Annotated in this window: 14 protein-coding genes; 6 read left to right on the forward strand and 8 right to left on the reverse strand. The window is 64.6% G+C overall.

Annotated elements, in window-relative coordinates; all coding sequences use genetic code 11:
* Nucleotides 1-255 precede the first annotated feature (255 nt).
* The 3 genes from ACPUD7_RS11700 to ACPUD7_RS11710 all read left to right on the forward strand — a co-directional run bounded on the left by ACPUD7_RS11700 (nt 256) and on the right by ACPUD7_RS11710 (nt 4,263).
* Nucleotides 256-1,236 (forward strand): NADP-dependent oxidoreductase, encoded by a 981-nt coding sequence (locus tag ACPUD7_RS11700; protein WP_425119996.1) that lies wholly within the window; start codon nt 256-258, stop codon nt 1,234-1,236.
* Nucleotides 1,237-1,394: 158 nt separating this feature from the next.
* Nucleotides 1,395-3,008: a BCCT family transporter gene (locus ACPUD7_RS11705; RefSeq protein WP_135537993.1), complete on the forward strand. Its 1,614-nt coding sequence runs from the start codon at nt 1,395-1,397 to the stop codon at nt 3,006-3,008.
* A gap of 10 nt (nt 3,009-3,018) precedes the next feature.
* On the forward strand, nt 3,019-4,263 hold the full coding sequence (locus ACPUD7_RS11710; RefSeq protein WP_135537995.1) for a CynX/NimT family MFS transporter: 1,245 nt from the start codon (nt 3,019-3,021) through the stop codon (nt 4,261-4,263).
* Nucleotides 4,264-4,356: 93 nt separating this feature from the next.
* Here ACPUD7_RS11710 and ACPUD7_RS11715 read toward each other — a convergent pair whose 3' ends face one another.
* Genes ACPUD7_RS11715 through ACPUD7_RS11730 form a run of 4 tightly spaced genes read right to left on the reverse strand, consistent with a single transcriptional unit; the run spans nt 4,357 to nt 9,075 of the window.
* Complete coding sequence (locus tag ACPUD7_RS11715) at nt 4,357-5,082, reverse strand: DeoR/GlpR family DNA-binding transcription regulator (RefSeq protein ID WP_135537997.1); 726 nt, start codon at nt 5,080-5,082, stop codon at nt 4,357-4,359.
* 10 nt (nt 5,083-5,092) lie between these two features.
* Nucleotides 5,093-6,139, reverse strand: a complete 1,047-nt coding sequence (pdxA, locus tag ACPUD7_RS11720) for a 4-hydroxythreonine-4-phosphate dehydrogenase PdxA (RefSeq protein WP_425119997.1) — start codon at nt 6,137-6,139, stop codon at nt 5,093-5,095.
* A 45-nt stretch (nt 6,140-6,184) separates the two neighbouring features.
* Nucleotides 6,185-7,618 carry a four-carbon acid sugar kinase family protein gene (locus ACPUD7_RS11725; RefSeq protein WP_425119998.1) on the reverse strand — a complete coding sequence of 478 codons (1,434 nt, stop codon included), beginning with the start codon at nt 7,616-7,618 and terminating at the stop codon, nt 6,185-6,187.
* Entirely contained in the window at nt 7,615-9,075 is a 1,461-nt protein-coding gene (locus ACPUD7_RS11730) for a GntP family permease (RefSeq protein WP_425119999.1), read from the reverse strand. Before ACPUD7_RS11730 ends, ACPUD7_RS11725 begins: the two co-directional genes overlap by 4 nt.
* 313 nt (nt 9,076-9,388) lie before the next feature.
* Here ACPUD7_RS11730 and ACPUD7_RS11735 point away from each other — a divergent pair, with 313 nt between their 5' ends.
* The 3 genes from ACPUD7_RS11735 to ACPUD7_RS11745 all read left to right on the forward strand — a co-directional run bounded on the left by ACPUD7_RS11735 (nt 9,389) and on the right by ACPUD7_RS11745 (nt 13,230).
* Nucleotides 9,389-10,765 (forward strand): MFS transporter, encoded by a 1,377-nt coding sequence (locus ACPUD7_RS11735; protein WP_425120000.1) that lies wholly within the window; start codon nt 9,389-9,391, stop codon nt 10,763-10,765.
* Nucleotides 10,766-10,794: 29 nt separating this feature from the next.
* The gene (locus ACPUD7_RS11740) at nt 10,795-12,078 is read left to right on the forward strand and encodes an amidase (RefSeq protein WP_425120001.1); all 1,284 of its coding nucleotides are present in this window, start codon (nt 10,795-10,797) and stop codon (nt 12,076-12,078) included.
* Nucleotides 12,079-12,189: 111 nt separating this feature from the next.
* The gene (locus ACPUD7_RS11745; protein ID WP_425120002.1) at nt 12,190-13,230 is read left to right on the forward strand and encodes a LacI family DNA-binding transcriptional regulator; all 1,041 of its coding nucleotides are present in this window, start codon (nt 12,190-12,192) and stop codon (nt 13,228-13,230) included.
* Nucleotides 13,231-13,344: 114 nt separating this feature from the next.
* On the opposite strand, the gene ACPUD7_RS11750 is transcribed toward ACPUD7_RS11745, so the two are convergent.
* The 4 genes from ACPUD7_RS11750 to ACPUD7_RS11765 all read right to left on the reverse strand — a co-directional run bounded on the left by ACPUD7_RS11750 (nt 13,345) and on the right by ACPUD7_RS11765 (nt 16,135).
* Entirely contained in the window at nt 13,345-13,584 is a 240-nt protein-coding gene (locus ACPUD7_RS11750; protein WP_425120003.1) for a hypothetical protein, read from the reverse strand.
* A gap of 29 nt (nt 13,585-13,613) precedes the next feature.
* Nucleotides 13,614-14,366, reverse strand: coding sequence for an SDR family NAD(P)-dependent oxidoreductase (locus tag ACPUD7_RS11755; RefSeq protein ID WP_425120004.1), 753 nt, complete (start codon nt 14,364-14,366; stop codon nt 13,614-13,616).
* Between the two features lie 38 nt (nt 14,367-14,404).
* Complete coding sequence (locus tag ACPUD7_RS11760; RefSeq protein WP_425120005.1) at nt 14,405-15,184, reverse strand: SDR family NAD(P)-dependent oxidoreductase; 780 nt, start codon at nt 15,182-15,184, stop codon at nt 14,405-14,407.
* 63 nt (nt 15,185-15,247) lie between these two features.
* On the reverse strand, nt 15,248-16,135 hold the full coding sequence (locus ACPUD7_RS11765) for a polysaccharide deacetylase family protein (protein WP_425120006.1): 888 nt from the start codon (nt 16,133-16,135) through the stop codon (nt 15,248-15,250).
* Nucleotides 16,136-16,279: the final 144 nt, after the last annotated feature.

A 16,279-nucleotide genomic window follows, 5' to 3' on the forward strand; every position in this document is an offset into this window, starting at 1 on the left:
TGTCGACGACGAAGCGGCGCCCTCGCGGGGTTTCTCAGGAAACTCTCCAGTTATCGTTATCTGAATTCTCTTGACGCAAAGTCTCTTTCATGACTGACTTCGTGCTGAGCGAAGTGCGGAGTATTCTTCGCGCTTCGGTGCTTCGCATCGGCATCGGATCTCCTCGGCGCTCGGACGGAACCTTCGTCCGCGCAGCGATTTCGAACCGGCCGACGCCCCCTGGCGCTCGCCCGAAAGACGCGGGAGGATGGGGCCATGACGGAAACGAACGCGGATACATCAGTCATCTCTGACAGGGCCACGATGCGGGCCATCAGCCAGGACGAGCTCGGAGGCCCCGAAGTCCTCCACGAGGTCGAGCTGCCCGTTCCGAAGCCGGGCCCATCCCAGATCCTCGTCCGCGTCCACGCTGCTGGTATGAACCCCACGGACTGGAAGCACCGAGGCCACCGTGCCTTCCTCCCAGCACCGCCGTTCGTCCTCGGCTGGGACGTCTCCGGTGTCGTCGAGTCCGTGGGCATCGGAGTCACCCTGTTCAAGCCCGGCGACGAAGTCTTCGGCATGCTGCCGTATCCCTTCGGTGTGGGGGTCCATGCCGAATTCGTCCTCGCCCCGACCCGTGCCTTCGTCCCGAAGCCGGAGGGCATCGACCATGTGCAGGCCGGGGCGATCCCCCTTGCGGCTCTGACTGCGTGGCAGGCTCTCGTCGACACCGCCGCGATGGCAGAAGGCGACCGGGTCCTCATCCATGCCGCTGCGGGAGGAGTCGGCCATCTGGCTGTGCAGATCGCGAAGGCCCGGGGCGCCTATGTGATCGGAACCGCGAGCGCACCGAAGCACGACTTCGTCCGTGATCTGGGCGCGGATGAGGTGATCGACTATCGCGAGGTCGACTTCGCCGAGACGGCGCAGGATATCGATATCGTTCTCGACACGATCGGTGGGGAGTACCAGCCGCGTTCGCTGCAGACGATGAGAAGAGGCGGAATCCTCGTCTCGACCATTCCGATCCCGTTGGAGGGCATGTCCGAGCAGGCCGCAGCGCAGGAAATGCGCATCGAGAACATCCTCGTCGAAGCCGACCATGCAGGAATGACGGCGATCGCCGATCTCGTTGAAACCGGTCAGCTGCGTGCCTCGATCGCCGGCACGTTCCCCTTGGAAGAAGCGGCCAGGGCGCACGAGGAGCTGCAGACCAATCGCACGGCAGGCAAGCTCGTCCTGACAGTCGTCTGAAAACGCCGGAGTGAGGGACACATCACGGCGCCTTCGTTGCCCGAATGCGAAACGCAGGCCCTGGACTGGGCCGCTGCGAATCCCGGCAGAACGATCGATGGCAACGTGCGGCCCCACCTCGAACAGCGGTTCGGTGGAGCCCGAAAGGCAGCAGAGACATGGACAGGACCGAAGCAGAGCCGCGATCAGTCGAGCAGGAGACGCCGCCGGCCGCGGTCGAGGACGGTGCGGCTCCCGAGGTGAGGACGCGCGGACGCATCGACCTTCCCGTGGCTGGCGCCAGCGTCGGCATCATCGGGCTCTTCGTCGTCTTCGCACTCATCCTCCCCGAGCAGATGTCATCGTGGGTCGGCACCGCATTCGCTGCGTGCGCGGACATCTTCGGCATGTACTGGCAGTTCCTTCTGCTGGCGACATTCCTCATCGCTCTCGTCCTCATCTTCACCCCCTGGGCCAAGGCGAGGCTGGGCAGTCAGGAACGGCCGGATTTCAATCGCTTCAGCTGGATCGCCATGATCATGACGACCCTGCTCGCTGCCGGAGGAGTCTTCTGGGCGGCGGCCGAACCGATGTACCATTACGCGACGACCCCGCCGTACTTCACCGACAGCGGCAGCAGCGGTTTCGACGCCGTGGCCGCCGCACTGGCCACGAGCTTCATCGACTGGGGGTTCCTCGCCTGGGCGATCCTCGGCTCACTGGGAACGATCGTGATGATGCGTGCCGCAGAGAAGGGCATGCCGCTGCGCCCGCGCAGCCTGCTCTACCCCGTCCTCGGCAAGCGTGCCGCCACCGGACCCATCGCCGCCGTCGTCGACGTCGTCTGCATCATCTCCGTGGCTGCCGGAACGATCGGTCCCGTGGGCTTCCTCGGCCTGCAGGTCTCCTACGGACTGAACTCCCTGTTCGGCATTCCCGATATCTACCCGGTGCAGCTGGTCGTCATCGCTGTGCTCACGGCCGTTGCCGGGGTCAGCGTCTTCTCCGGTGTCAGCCGAGGAATCAGATTCCTGTCAAGCGCCAACGTCTGGATGGCTCTGGGTCTCATGGCCGCAGTCCTTGTGCTCGGCTCGGCCTGGTTCGTCATCAAGAGCTTCTTCGGCGGTTTCGCTCTGTACATGACCGACTTCTTCAGCATGACGCTCTATCGCGGTGACACCGAGTGGCTTTCGGGCTGGACGGTGTTCTTCTTCGGCTGGTTCCTCGGCTATGCGCCGCTGATGTCGATCTTCGTCGCCCGCATCTCCAAGGGGCGCACCGTGAGGGACCTGCTCATCAGCACCACTGTTCTGCCTCCGATCGCGACGACCTTCTGGTTCACAGTCCTCGGAGGAACCGGCATCTTCCTCGAGCAGCAGTCCGCCGGGTCGATCTCCGGACCGTTGACGGACGGAGGACTGCCCGCCGCAGTGATGGCCATCAGCGACAACCTGCCGCTGTCGTTGCTCATCAGCCTCGGATTCCTCCTTCTGACGATGACGTTCGTGGCGACGACCACGGACTCCATGTCGTTTGCCATGTCGCAGTCGTGCATGCGGACTGGTGAGCCGTCTCCGAAGCTGCGGGCGACCTGGGCGCTGCTCATCGGCATCACCGCCGCAGTGCTCATCAGCCTCGGCGACGGCGGGGTCGACGCCCTGCAGTCGGCGATCGTCATCACGGCCGTCCCGGTGGCCTTCGTCATGCTGCCGTCGCTGCTCGCCGCGCCGATCTATGTCAGGCAGATGGCCAAAGAGCAGGACCACGCCAAGGAGCAGAACCGAGCCGAGTAGGGTATTCCCCATGCCCACTCTTCCTCACCGGACCGATGCCGTTTCGCCGGTGCCTGGCAACGACCGGACCTGGATCGCGATCGTGGCATGCGGCGTCGTCGCGGCGATGCATGTGTGGAAGCTGCCCGGCGCGTTGACTTTCATCCGCCAGGATCTCGGGATGAGCCTGGTCCAATCCGGGACCTTGCTGGGGATCGTCCAGGTCGGAGCGATGGTCTTGGGACTGAGCGGCTCCATCCTCTCCGAACGCATCGGTCTGCGCACGACGATGCTCGTGGGGCTGTCCATGCTCTCGCTCGGCTCACTCGTCGGTGCCCTCTCGCAGCAGACCTGGCAGCTGATGACCACTCGCGGCTTCGAAGGCATCGGATTCCTGCTCGTCACCCTCGTCGCACCACCACTGATCCGTCAGAACACGAGTCAGGACCGGGCCTCGGTGGCGATGGGATGGTGGTCGGCGTTCCAGGGCATCGCCGTGTTCCTCGCCGTGCTCGTCTCCACAGTTCTCCTCGATGGCATGGGCTGGGTGAACTGGCAGTTCTGGTGGATGGTCATGGGGGTGCTCACCGCGGCGATGATCCCCATCAGTCTGCGGACGGTGCCCGGCGATTCGACGCATTCGGTTGATCTCGGGCCGGCGCTGTCGAAGATCGGACACACCCTGAAGACGCTGATGCCGTGGATCATGTCCCTGATCTTCGCCTGCTACACGCTGCAGTGGGGTGCGATCATCGGATTCCTGCCGGACATCGTCGGTGGGCACAGCGGCCTCGTCGTCGGCCTGGCCACGGCCGTCGTCGGCGGAGTGAATGGTGTGGGCAATGTGATCGCCGGACAGATGCTCAATCGCGGCGTGAGACCTCGCGCGATGGTGATGACGGGTATGACCAGCATGGTCATCACCACTGTGGTCATCTTCGCTCCGGACTGGTCAGCTGTGTCCGGGGGAGTCTGGATCCAGCTGGCGGCGGCCGTGGTGTTCTCCGGAGTCGCCGCGCTGATCCCGGCGACCGTCACCCGGATCGCCGTGGATGCGGCGCCGGCAGACGGATCCGCCTCTGCGGTGATGGGGCTGATGATCCAGGTCTACAACGCGGCGAACTTCATCGGACCGGTCGTGCTCACCTCGATCGCCGCGGCGGCCGGGGGCTGGCACCTGTCCTGGGTCGTCACGATCGGTGCTTCGCTCATCGGCGCCGGTCTTGGTGCTTTCTTCCTCAATTCGCGGCGACTGACCATGTCCTTCACAGGTTGACGCGGCTGCGCGGCTGCCTCTCGACTGCCGCCGAGGAGCTCAGCCGCACCATTCCTTTTGGGTGGCACCGCGTTCGAGCTCGGCTGACAGCCGTCATGGCACAGTGCGCGGTCCGTCCTCATCGATCCAGACCCAGCCTTCGGGCATGGGTGCCCAGGCCGGCACATCGCGGTCGGCCTTGGAGCTGTCGGCAAGCACGATGACGCTGCGGGCGTGTTCGGCGATGAGCTCTTTGGTATGAGCTTCGTCGAGCGTGGGTTCGCCGAGCCCCTTGGCAGGATCGACGGCATCAGCGCCGAGGAAGGCGATATCGACGTGGATCCTGCCGAGGGCATGATCGCTCAGCGCCCCCGTCGTTCCATGCGACTTGGTCGAGACCTCGCCGCCGACCATGATCACCTTCGGGCCCATCGGCACGGCCAGCGCCAGAGCGATCTCCAAACCGCGGGTGACCACGGTGAGATCGCCCCGACTGCGGATGCGCTCGGCCAGACGCACCGTGGTCGACCCGGCGTCGAGGAAGATGGTGCGCACACTCGGATCGCTCAACCGGGCCAGAGCCCATGTGGCGATCGCGTCTTTGGCCTCGGCCTGGAGCTCCATGCGCTGGCCCAGCGGTGGCTCGACGTAACCGGCGGCGGTGGCACCGCCGATGGTGCGGATGACATCCCCGGCGTCGTCCATGTCGCGCAGGTCCCTGCGGATCGTCGACTCAGAGGTGTCGAGCTCTCGCGCCAGACGGGAGATCGTCCACGAGCCGGTCTTGAGCAGAGCGAGGATCTCCTCGCGCCTCTTCTGCGTGCCTGTGCGAATCGCCATGATGCACTCCTCAGCTCGGCAGGTACTCCGCTCGGATGCCGTCGACGAAGGGCGCGTAGCCGATGGCAGCCCGGTAGGCCGAGCGCATGGTTCCCGCATCGGCGAGCCCCTGCCCGGCGATGTCGAAGGCGGTGCCGTGATCGACCGAGGTGCGCAGGATCGGCAGCCCCACGGTGACCGAGATCGTCCCGTCGAAGTCCCAGGTCTTCGACGGGATATGGCCCTGATCGTGGTATTGGGAGAGGATGCCGTCGTACCGTCCGGTCAGTCCTTGGTGGAAGACGGAATCGGCAGGAACCGGTCCGGCGACTTCGAAGGCTCCGGCGCTGTTGACCTTCTCGACGGCGGGGCGCAGGATCTCGATCTCTTCATCCCCGAAGGCCCCGTTCTCACCACCGTGCGGGTTGAGAGCGGCGACGGCCAGCCTCGGCGAAGGGACTCCGTAGAGCTGGAGGGCCCGGTGGGCGCGTTCGATCGAATCGACCTGGGTGTCGACGGTGAGCGCGTCGAGGGCCTTGCGCAGCGACATGTGACGGGTGGCGAAGAAGATCTGCAGCTTGTGGTCGGGAACCTTCGTGTTCTCGACGACGAACATCGTGTCCTGCTTCGTCACTCCCGTGAGCTCGCCGAGCATCTCCGTGTGCCCGAGGTGCTTCGACCCGGACTCCCACACGGCCTCCTTGTTGATGGGGCCGGTGACGATGCCGGCGATCTGCTGGGCCATCGCCGCTTCGGTCGCGAGCTCGATGGCGGTGACCGCGGCCCGACCGGCACGGGCATCGACGACGCCCCAATCGGGCAGGTCATCGCCGAGGACTCCGATGTCGAAGACGTCGATGACTCCTTCTCCGGCGGATGGAGTGGACCAGTCGGAGATGGCGCGCAGCTCCACATCGAGGCCGAGCACCTCGACGGCGCGCTTCATCACCGACAGATCGGCGACGGCGATTCCATGCTGATCGTCGCGGCCGGCGAATTCGGCGAGGACCTGGGCGGTGATCTCCGGTCCGATTCCGACCGGGTCGCCTACCGTGACGGCGAGTGCTGGTGGGGTCATGTCGTACTCCTCAGTGTTGTTGTGGACGGATCGGGTTATCAATGGTCAGGGACGTGTGGCTCGGGATGCGGTGCTCAGGTGGTCAAGACACATCGCAGCAGTCGAGGAGTCGCCGATGAGCCCGCCCTTCGTCACGATCGGCAGCCCCGTGGCTGAGCCACCGGCGATGCGCCCGCCGACGGCCAGGGGGATGATCTCCGCATCGATCTCCATCCCGACAGCGCCGAGTTCGCTCAGCACCGCAGCGGTGACGTCTCCGCCCGTGGTGTACAGGCCGGCAACGGCGTGCGAGTCGATGACCTCAGAGGCGATGCGGGCCAGCCGCAGCGGAATGAGCTCAGACTGCTCGTCGCTGAGTTCGCGCAGGTCCGTGGCATCGACGACGGTGGCGACGATGATCGCACGCGCCGAGGTGACGGAGCCGACGGCGGCACAGGTGGCCTCGACGTCGGGCAGACCCTCGGAGTCGAGGACTGCTCGCATGACGGTGACGGAAGGGTCTTCGGAGAGTTCGGCCAGCTGGTTGCGGGTGACTTCGGTGGCCGATCCTGAGACGCCGAAGAGGATGCTGCCGGTGCGGTCGGGCAGGAGCGCTTGCGCCAGGGCCAGGGTGCCCGGACCCGGGTCGATGGCGACCCACCGGAGCCCTTCGCCGGCATTCAGCCCGGCCGCCGCCCGTGCGCTGCCTGCCGTCGCTTCGGCCGGACTGTTCGCGATCTCGCGCGTGAGTTCGGCGACGACGTCCCCGATGAGATCGACGTGCTCGGTGGTGAGAGCATCGACGATGATCACCTCGGTTCCGGCAGCGATTGCGCCAAGGAGCGCGGATCGGATAGCGGTCCGGCCGGAGAGCACGGTCGCCAGGTCGATTGTGCGGCATTCGAGGTCGGTTCCGGTCGCGAGGACGTCGGCGACAAGCGAGGTCGTCACGGGGGAGCGGACGTCGTGGCGCAGCTCCGTGTCTTCGAGCAGCCGACCATGCATGAGCTGCCGGCCGCCGACGGTGACGCGTCCCGAGGAGGGGAAGGCCGGAATGCACATGCCGACGACCCGATCGGCAGCCCGACCACCGGTGCTCGTCGCCTCGGACTCGAAGGACCGACGTGCGGTCTGCAGGTCCGATTGTGTGCGCAGGGCCGCCTCGGCGGTGGCGCCGACATTGCCGCGCAGCGTCGTGTCGATTCGACACGAGAGAATGTCGACCTCACCGGCGGCGCGGATGATCTCCTCGGTGATCGCCTGCGCTTCGGCCGGCGGCAGATGCCGGCTGTTGGCGTTGACGACGATGGCATCGTACTCATCCAGAGCCGCAGTGATGGAGACGGCCCGGCCGGTGTCCGTGATGGTCATCGTGCGCAGACCCGCCTCGGCGAAGAGCGCACCGCAGGCGTTTCCTCCGGTGAGGTCGTCGGCGATGATGAGGATCCGGGAGCCCGACTGGGCGTGGCCGGGGCCGCTGTTCCCGTTCTGCTGATTCATACGACCAGATCGAGCACGAAGAGGAGCGGAATGGAACCTGCCCAGACGGCGGTGGTGATGCCCGACCAGCCCTTGATGGCGTTGATTCCGTCGAGACCTGAAAAGCGGGTCACGACCCAGAAGTATGAGTCGTTGAAGTAGGAGAAGACCATCGAACCGGCGGTGCACGCCATCACCGCCACCAGGGGACTGAGTCCCAGAGGGGCGACGAGAGGGGCGGACACAGAGGCGGCGGTGATCATGGCGACCGTGCCCGAGCCCTGCGCCACTCGGACGAGCGAGGCGATGAGGAACGGCACGAGGAGCGCCGGCAGGCTGATCGACGCGATCGCCTCGGCCAGGGCGTCGCCGACACCGGATTCGGTGAGCACCATGCCGAAGCTGCCGCCGGCACCGGTGATGAGCAGGATGAGGCCGGCTGAAGCTGCGCCTTCGGCGAGCCAGTTCTGCACATCGTTCTTCGGCGTCACCCGGGGCAGCAGCGTGTACACGGCGAGGACGAGCCCGATGATGAGGGCGACGACGGGGTTGCCGAGGAAGGCCAGGGGTGCGACCCACGCTGAGGGTTCGTAGGCGTCTCCGGCGAGTTCTCCCTGGGCATTCTTGTCGATCGCTGTCGACACGGTGTTGGCGACGATGAGCAGCAGCGGCACGATGAGAGGGAGGAAACCGAGGAAGGCTCCGGGGCTCTTCCGCGAAGTCGCAGCGGTCTCATCGGTGGGGGTGGTCTCGGGATCGTCTCCGGTGACGGTGTCGACTCCGCTGCCACCGGTCGGGTGCGGCCCGGCCGATCCCGCTGCGACGCGTCCGTAGACATCGTGCCTGACCTGGGAATTGAGGAAGGGTTCGAGCTTCGGACCGATCCAGCGGGCGTAGATGACGACGACGGGCAGGAGGACGACGGTGAAGATCAGTCCGGTGAGGATGACGGCACCGATATCGGCACCGAGGATGCCCGTCGCCGCCAGCGGCCCCGGTGTCGGCGGCACCATATGGTGCGTCAGCGTCATTCCGCAGCCCAGCGCCAGTGCGAGGGTGATGTACCCGCCCCTCTTGACTCGGGCGATCGACCGGGCCAGCGGGTTCATGATGACGTAGCCGGAGTCGCAGAAGACCGGAATCGACACGAGGGAGCCCACAGTGCCCATGGCCCATGGTTCCCGTCCCTTGCCGAAGGCGCGGAGGAATGCTCGTGCGAGGGAGTCGGCGGCGCCGGAGACCTCGAGGATCTTGCCGATTCCCACACCGAGGCCGATGACGATGCCGATGCTGGCGAGGGTGTTGCCGAAGCCGGTGGTGATGGCGTCGACGAGTGAGAGCAGATCCTGGCCGGCGACGATGCCGGTGACGATCGATGCGACGAGTAGGGCGATGAAGGCATCGAGTCGGGTGGCCAGGACGATGACGACGATCGTCACGATGCCGGCGACGAGTGCCAGGATGAGTTGCAGGTCCATGTGTGTCCTCCGCGGTGAGGCCGGTCCCGTTTCAGGGCCGGGGTCGATCCGGGGTGACTCTCGCAGCGTTCCCGCTGTCCGAGAGTCTGAGCGTCGACATGGTGCCGACGTTCGCCTGTCGAACCAGATCATCGGATGCCAAGTTGAGCAGTATGAGCAAGTATTGCGCATACATGAACATTTATGCAATGTACTGCGGCGGCTTTTCGTTTCGAAGCGCGGCCGGCGACGGGTGCTGTGGCTGTCCGGGCAGTGCCGACATTTGGGATGCAATCGATTACAAAAATGTGACTGACGCTATAACGTTCTCATCATGTCTAATAACAATGCTCGAAGGCGAGCAGTCGAAACACCCCGCCCGAGGATCTTCGCCGACAAGTTTCGGTGGGTAATCCTCACAGGGATCGTCATCATCACCGTCATCAACTACGTCGACAGGGGAGCGATCTCTTATGCTGCTGAAGGCATCATGGGCGAGTACTCGCTCGACCCCGCCGAGTGGGGCAATGTACTCGGCTTCTTCGGATATGGCTATATGTTCGGAGCACTAATCGGTGGTTTCCTCGCCGACAAGATGGGTCCGAAGTGGATGTGGACCGTAGCGACGCTGAGCTGGTCGGTTCTCGTGGTCGGCGTCATCTTCGCCGGGGATTTGGGTATTGCCCTGACCGGTTCTGCTTTGGTGGGTTTCGCAGTCTTCCGTATTACTTTCGGACTGGCTGAAGGTCCAACCTATGCCACGGTGAATAGAACGGTCGCCAATTGGGCGACTGTGAAGGAGCGCGGCTTCATGTCCGCCGTAGGTTTGCTCGGAACCCCATTGGGCGCATTGCTCACAGCGCCGATTGCCGTCGGACTCATCACACTCACCGGCTCGTGGCGCTGGGTCTTCGTCATTCTCGGCGCAGCCGGGTTCGTGTGGTTGTTCTGGTGGCTTCGGATCTTCACCAATCGGCCCGACAGCAATCCTCGTGTTTCACGGGCCGAGCTGCGCACGATTCGGAGCCAGGACGAGGTCCTCGCGGTAGAGACTACTATCGACGAACCAAGCCGCAAACTCGCCTGGTGGGACTTCTTCAAGAGCCGCACACTGGTCTTCAACGCTATCGGCTACTTCGCCTTTATGTACGTGAACTTTATGATTCTGACGTGGACTCCGCGCTACCTGCAGTCCGAATTCGGGTTCGAACTCGGCTCTTTGTGGTACCTGGGTATGATTCCTTGGATCGGCGCATGCATCACTGTGCTCTACGGTGGGCGGATCAGTGACTGGCTGCGCCGGCGAACCGGGAGTCTGTGGATCGCTCGCAGCGGCTTCGCGATGGTGTCCCTGGCATTGACAACCACCTGCTTCCTCTTCATTCCTGCACTGAACTCAGCGGTAGCAGTGTTGGCCGTGATGGCCATCGGCAATGCGCTGAACTCGTTGCCCAATGCCGTCTATTGGACCGTGGTCATCGACACAGCGCCCGAGCGCACAGGTACCTTTGGCGGGATGACCCACTTCATCGCGAACATTGCGGCGGTCGCAGCACCGACTGTCACTGGCTACATCGTCAGTGCCAATGGTTTCGGCGGGATGTTCATCGCCACCGGTATCGCGACCGGAATCGGAGTCATCGCAATGGCTCTCGTTCGCCCCGGCCGCTTGGGCGTATCGGCGATCAGATCCACCGAGGCTGGGGTATGACGGAGCGCACAAGCGATGGGAGCGAAATGATGGACGGAAACTCAAAGCTGATTGCATCCCGAAGGACACTCGATTCCCTGCGGGATCCGGATTCCCGAGCGCGCGGCCTCAATGCGATCGTCGACGTCGACGCGAGCCGGATCGACGAGACGGTGATCGAATCGGCTGCCCGCCGAGGCTCGCCGCTGGCGGGACGCATCGTGGCCATCAAGGACATGATCGACGTCGCCGGAATCGCCACTCGGTGCGGCTCCGATCTGCGTGCAGGGGACCCGAAATCCGGGGACGCCGAGGTCGTAGCCGAGCTGCGCCGATCCGGGGCGATCGTCGGCGTCAAGACGACCACGCACGAGTTCGCCTACGGTCCCACCGGAGATGTGACGAACAGCGGACCTGTTCTCAATCCGCACGATGACACTCGGATGGCGGGCGGATCCAGCGCAGGGTCGGCGGCGCTCCTGGGCGAAGGTTCTGTCGATCTGGCGTTGGGAACGGACACCGGAGGTTCCGGGCGCACGCCGGCCGCCTTCTGCGGAGTCTACGGTCTGCGACCGACCTCGAACTCGCTGAGTTCGGTAGGCGTCTTCCCGCTTTCGAAGAGCCTCGACACGGTCAGCCCGATGGCCGGAAGCGCGGGAGGGCTGAGTGATCTGTGGACGGCACTCACCGGAGAGACGATCGAAGTTCCAGCGGCTTCGGCCCGGCTGACGATCGCCGAACTCGAAGGTGGTCAGTGGTCACATCTGCAACCCGAGGTCGCCGAGGCGATCGTGACCGTCCGCTCCAGGCTTGCCGAGATGGGACACCGGATGACGAGGAGAGAACTGCCTGAGACTGCACGAACCATCGAGCTCTACGATCTCGTCCAAGGTGCCGAAGCCGCTGCTGTGCACAGCGAGAACATGGCCGACCACCCTGAGCTGTTCCAGCCGGAAGTCCGCGGCCGGCTCGAAAGCGCACGTAAGATCCCCGGGTGGCAGTATGTCATTGCCCTTGAGGAACTGACCACCATGCGCGAGCACTCCGATGGGGTCTTCGGCGGTGCGGACATTCTTCTGTGCGCAACGACGCCGGTGGCGGCTCCGTCGGTCGGCGCTCGCGCCGATTTCGCCGCAGGACGATCGACGGTGCGTGAAGTGGCACTGCATCACACCATTCCCTTCAGCGTGCTCGGCCTGCCTGCCGTGAACATCCCTGTATGGGGCGCGGGGCGACCGCTGCCCGTGGGCGTGCAGCTGATTTCCAGATCCGGAAATGAAGGTCAGCTTCTCGCTCTTGCCGAGGCCGTCGGCGACCTGCGCTGCGCGGACTGAGCAGCCGCTGGGGCGAAAACCACCACCTCGGCGGTGGAGGAAGTCGCCTCAGCAGGAGCAATGCACGTGTGCAGCGAGGAGAACAGGCGCCGATGTTTGTACGATGGGAAGATGCAGAGTCCACGCGGTTCCGAGGGTAGGCGAGCCAGCCGCATCACCATGGCGGATATCGCCGCTGCCGCCGATGCCGACGTGTCGACGGTCTCGCGCACGCTGGGCCGGGATCGGGATTCTATCCGAACCCAGAAGGGCAGGCGCATCTGGGAGATCGCCGACGAGCTGGGCTATTCGCCCAATCTCACCGCTTCGTCGCTGCGGACGAACACGACCAGGCTCATCGCCGTCTTCGTCCCACGTCTGCGCGATGAAGTCCTCGCCCTCATGTACGAGGGGATCGAGGAAGAGCTGCAGGGGCAGGGGTACCAGTGCATGGTGCTCTCGACGGGGGATGATCCGGAGGTTCAGCTGGCCAAACTCGACGTCGCGATTCAGCGCGGGGTCGACGGGATCCTCTTCGGTGATGCGATGGTCGGGTCCCAAGTGCTGTCCAAGGTCGAGAAGGCCGGTATCCCGTATCTGCTCTTCAACCGTCCCCTTGAAGGGCACCGGTCAGTGACCTGCGATGACTTCCACGGGGGAGTCCTGGCCGCCGAACATCTCATGGAACTCACCGATGGTCCCCTCGTGGTGTACAGGGCGATGGACTACGCCGAGAACCTCGTCAATCGGTCCGAGGGATTCATCCGAACGGTCAGAGAACAGGGTCGGACCCCGATCGACGGGTTCCACCTCAACGGCGGGATCTACGCCGAGGACGGAATCCTGGCGGCTCGGGAGATGATCGCAGAATGCGACGCACCCTTCGGCGCCTTCGTCGTCAACGACACGGCAGGGATCGGCGCTCTGGGCGAATTCTCGCGCTCCGGTCTGACTCCGGGAAACGATGTATTCGTCGTGGGCTTCAATGACATCTCGTTGGCCAAGGCCACTCCGATCGCGCTCTCGACGATCGTCAGCCCCACCCGCGAGCTGGGACATCTGGCAGCCTCCTCACTGCTGAGGATCATCGGCGGGGGCGATCCGGAGTCGGTGCAGCTGCCCGTGGAGCTGGTGGTGAGGGAGTCATCTGTTCCGCTCGCGAACCAGCCGTGAACGCACGGGCTGCCCGGTCGCAAGGAACGACCGGGCAGCAGGGCCCGGCAGCTGGGCGTGCTCGGTTCGCACAGAGAACTCGGATCATGTGGCGCGGGCGATGTGCTCGGGAGATCAGGTGCGTTCGACGCGGCCGTGCCTCCAACCGCTGATGTCGATACCGAATCGGCTGCGGACATGGGCGAGCAGCTCGTCGATGTCGTCGAAGACGAGATGCGAGCCGTTCCGGCCGCGCAGCGCCCACCGGTCCTGCATGGTCACAAGTGTCTGACCGGGAGGCAAGGCAGAGCGCAGCTGCCCCAACAGCCGATACTTCACGCCCTTCTCATTGACGTGGGCCGTGGCCTCCGACACTGCCCGTGACGAATTGCAGGCACCGCACATCAGGGCATCACATCTCCGCTGTTGGGTCCCAGCGTCTGCCCGGTGTAGAGATCGCCCCCGGGAGAGGACGCCAGAAGGAGTGCTGTCGGAGCCACTTCCTCCGCAGTTCCGAAGCGGCCGATCGGCAGCTCGGCCTGTTTTTCGCGCTTCCACTCATCGCTGAGGCCGTCGACCAGAGGCGTGTGGATCGGGCCGGGAGCGATCGAGTTGACGAGGATGTTCTCAGGAGCCAGCTCGAGGGCCATCGCTTTGGTCATGCCGATGACGCCAGCCTTTGCCGCGACATAGTGGGTCAGTCCGGTTCCACCCTTGATCCCCAGCTGCGAAGCGACGTTGATGATCCTGCCGCCGCCTCGGCGCTGGAGGTGCGGCAGTGCGAAGCGGGCGGCGAGGAAGACTCCCTTGAGGTCGATGTCGATCGTCCTCTCGAACGTTTCGACGCTCATTTCGGCCAGCGGAGTCTCGTCGAGTGTCCCCGCCGCCGAGACCACGATATCGAGCCCGCCGAGGCGCTGCGCCACGCGATCGACCGCGGATTGCATCGATTCGGCGTCCGTGACATCTGCGGTGACAGCGATGGCGGTTCCGCTGTTCGACAGCGACGCGGCAGAGGCTTCTGCCGCCTCGCTGTTGATGTCGAGGACGGCGACCGCGGCTCCCTGCTCGACGAAGAGCTGGGCGATCGCGGCTCCGATTCCGCTGGCGCCTCCGGTGATGAGCGCGACCTTGGACTTCAGCTGTTCCTGTGTCATGTGTTCCTCTTCCAGATGGTGTGTCTCAGGGCGGTGTCTCAGCTGGGCCAGCGAATGGTCAGCCCACCGTCGACGATGAGTTCCTGGCCCGTGACATACGCGCTGTCATCGCTGGTGAGGAACCGGATGGTGCGGGCGCATTCGTCCGTGGTGCCGACTCGGCCCCAGGGGATGATGGAACCCGCGGCCTCGAGTCCTTCCTTGCCCAGAGAATTCGCCCCGTCCAGTGACTGGGGACTCTCGATGAGCCCAGGAATGACCGCATTCACGCGGATGCCCCGCGGTGCCAGCTCGACGGCAAGAGACCGGCACAGACCGAGGACGCCGGACTTGGCAGCCGCATAGTGTGCGTGCTCTTCCCAGCCGTAGACTCCGCCGGCGATCGAAGAGGTGGCGACCATCGCTCCGCCCTCGCTCATCTTCGCCGCTGCTGCCTGGAAGACGCGTAGGACGCCGTTGAGGTCGACATCGAGCATCTCGCCCCATGAGTCGTCAGTCATATCGTCGAGGGCGTTGCGGCGGAGGATTCCGGCGGCAGCCACCGCGATGTCGAGTCGCCCGAACTCGTCGATGGCGGCCTGTGCCATGGCTTCGCACTCTTCGGTGCTGCGCACATCGGCGGGCAGCGCGATGCACCTGGCGCCTTCGGCCTCGACGGCGGTGATCGTCTGCTGCACGTCGTGATCGTCTCCGGGGAAGTAGTTGACCACGCTGTGGGCTCCGGCGCGGGCGTAGGCCACAGCAAGTGCCTGTCCGATTCCGCTCGCACCGCCGCTGATCACAGCGACCTTGCCGGCCAGTCCGTCATCGTTACTCATTGGTTCCTCTCCTTGTGTGGGTGAATGGTTCATCAGACGCACCGCTCACCGACCGGGGCCGCTTCAGCCCTTCTTCCGAGGTGAGCGCTGAGCGAAGTCGGCTGCGACGTCCTTCATATAGGCGAATTCGACGCCTTCGTGCGCGGCCATGTGATCGAACAGGCGCTCGAGCATGAGGAGGTTCTGCGGACGGCCCGAGACATCGGGATGGATGGTGATGGGGAAGACGGCGTAATCCATCTCGCGGTAGACCCAGTCGAACTGGTCGCGCCAGAGATCCTCGATGTCGCGTGGTGAGACGAAGCCGTGCGAGGTGAAGGAAGATTTGATGAACATCATGGGCGGCAGGTCATCGAGGTACCAGGAGGCAGGGATCTCGATGAGATCCGTCTCCGTGCCGCGGACCAAGGGCTTCATCCACTCGTGTGCGGACTCGGCGTCGTAGTCGATCTTGGTCCATTCGTCGCCGACGCGAACGTAGTAGGGGGTGTGGTCATCGTGCATGAGGGAGTGGTCGTAGAGGAATCCGCGCTCGGCGAGGAGCTCGTTGGTGACCGTGGAGAACTCCCACCAGGGTGCGACGTAGCCGACGGGTTTCGTGCCGGACCGTTCGGTGATGAGGTCCGTGCAGTAATCGAGGATCTCCTCTTCCTGCTTGCGCGTCATGGCCAGGGGGTTTTCGTGCGAATACCCGTGGACGCCGATCTCGTGTCCGGCCTCGACGACCTTGTCGAACTGCTCAGGGAAGGTTTCGATGGAATGACCGGGCCAGAACCAGGTCGCCGGCATGCTCCGGCGGCGGATGAGCTCGAGCAGTCGGGGGACGGCGACCTCGCCGGCGAACATGCCGCGGGAGATGTCGCCGGGGGAGTCCTCTCCGCCGTATGAGCCCAGCCAGCCTCCGACGGCGTCGACGTCGATTCCTACGGACACGAAGATCTTCTTTGACATGTGGACTCCATTTCTCCATTGATATGTGGTTTCGCAGCGGTCGATGGTCAGCGAACCGGGGTCGGGAGGATCGGTCTCAGTCGCCGTGCATTTCGCCGCAGCCTCGCATCTTCTGCATTCATTGTTGCAATCGATTGTAAAACC

Origin of the sequence: Brevibacterium sp. FAM 24630 (assembly GCF_049804075.1) — a bacterium.
Lineage (GTDB): Bacteria > Actinomycetota > Actinomycetes > Actinomycetales > Brevibacteriaceae > Brevibacterium.